Genomic DNA, 1,981 nt, shown 5'->3' on the forward strand with positions numbered 1-1,981 from the left:
TCCCTATCGTCTAGAGGCCTAGGACATCGCCCTTTCACGGCGGTAACCGGGGTTCGAATCCCCGTAGGGACGCCATATTCTTTATACTAATAATTATATTTTTCTCACAATCTTCTTCAATCAGATTGCACATTTCCGAATTTTCCATAAAATAGCCGCTTCTCTATGCTTGGACAAATTGTCGTATGCAATCTTCCAACTCGAATACGCATTCAGAATCAAAAACTTTAAAACGTGCAATGAGCACTCGCCATTTAGTGATGCTTTCTTTAGGCGGTGCAATTGGTACAGGTTTATTTTTAGGTTCTGGTGAAGTTATCGCTCAAACTGGCCCTGTGGGTGCAATTATTGCCTATATCCTAGGTGGTTTAATTGCTTACATGGTCATGCTCTGTTTAGGTGAACTTGCAGTACATATGCCTGTTGCTGGATCTTTTGGTGCATACGCTCAAAAATATATTGGTCCAGGCACAGGTTATATGATTTCCTGGGTCTACTGGCTCACGTGGACCGCGACCTTAGGCACCGAATTTACTGCTGCGGCCCTGTTGATGCAGGAATGGTTCCCTGATATTTCAATGTGGGTTTGGACCATCATCTTTGCCGTGACCATTTTAGGACTCAATCTGACCTCAACCCGAATGTTTGCTGAGTCGGAATTCTGGTTAGCCTTGGTTAAAGTCGTCACCGTCATTGCCTTCATTATTTTAGGCTTATTGGCGATTTTTGGTTTGATCTCATTTAATGGTTACGAGTCAGCCCCGCTGTTCCACAATCTGACCGCGCACGGTTGGTTCCCGCAAGGCCTGATCCCCATCTTTACCACCATGCTGATTGTCAACTTTGCTTTCTCGGGCACAGAATTGATCGGGGTTGCTGCAGGTGAAACCAAAGACCCTGCTGAAAACGTGCCTAAAGCCATCAATGCAGCGATCTGGCGCCTATTAATTTTCTTTGTCGGTACCATCATTGTGATCAGTGCCCTACTGCCGTTCCAAGTTGCAGGCTTAGGCGGTGAAGGCGTGAGTAGTAGTCCTTTTGTGACGGTATTTAACTACATTGGTATTCCTTATGCCGATGACATTATCCGTTTCGTGATTATTACCGCACTTCTTTCGGCTGCAAACTCAGGACTGTATGCGGCATCACGTATGATGTGGTCTTTGTCCGATCAACGCCAGCTACCAAGTGTATTCTCCCGTTTATCAAAACGTGGTACGCCTGTAATTGCACTGGTCGTCACGATGTTTGGTGCGATTCCCGGCCTGTTATCAGAACACTTTGCGCCTGAAACAATTTTCAAAAATCTATTAGGTGTTGCAGCCTTCACAATGGTCATTGTGTGGATGAGTATCTGCTGGAGTCAGTTTAACTTTAGACGTCAGTGGTATAAAGCCGGTCATTCAGCAAAAGATTTAAAATTTGCGGCACCGCTTTACCCGATTGTGCCAATTTTAGGCTTTGTCTTCTGTTTCATTACCGGTTTGAGTATGGCAGCAGACCCAGACATGCAGGCGGGCTTTATTGGCTGCTTGCTGTTTATCGCAGCCTGCTATTTAAGCCATTATGTTTTTTATCGTGATCGTAAATAAACAACCCTCAAAAAATGCAGCTTTAGCTGCATTTTTTTTTACCTTTTAAACACATTATTTTCTCAACATTTTTACTTAACTGCTTATTTTTGATTATTTATTCCACAAGATGTTTTATTTTTAAACACTTATCCACTTTTTTTAGATTTTCTTGAGAAAAGTGTTTGACACCCCACCCGATTCACCCTAATATACGCCCACCTCTGAAACGTCCCTATCGTCTAGAGGCCTAGGACATCGCCCTTTCACGGCGGTAACCGGGGTTCGAATCCCCGTAGGGACGCCACTAAATTCGAGGAAAAGCAAAGAATTAAATCTTTGCCAAGAATTTAGGCCTAGCGATCAGTATGTATTACATATACCGCTCAGGTAAACTATCCTCAGATATG

At 43.7% G+C, this 1,981-nt stretch carries 1 protein-coding gene and 1 tRNA gene; both read left to right on the plus strand.

What is annotated here, in order from left to right; translation table 11 throughout:
• Nucleotides 1–185: 185 nt before the first annotated feature.
• Nucleotides 186–1,592, plus strand: a complete 1,407-nt coding sequence (locus Aba26S_RS20755; protein ID WP_043975066.1) for an amino acid permease — start codon at nucleotides 186–188, stop codon at nucleotides 1,590–1,592.
• Nucleotides 1,593–1,802: 210 nt separating this feature from the next.
• Nucleotides 1,803–1,878 (plus strand) — tRNA-Glu (locus tag Aba26S_RS20760).
• The last annotated feature ends 103 nt before the right edge of the window (nucleotides 1,879–1,981 follow it).

The organism is Acinetobacter sp. NBRC 110496, from assembly GCF_000876115.1.
Taxonomy (GTDB): Bacteria; Pseudomonadota; Gammaproteobacteria; order Pseudomonadales; family Moraxellaceae; genus Acinetobacter.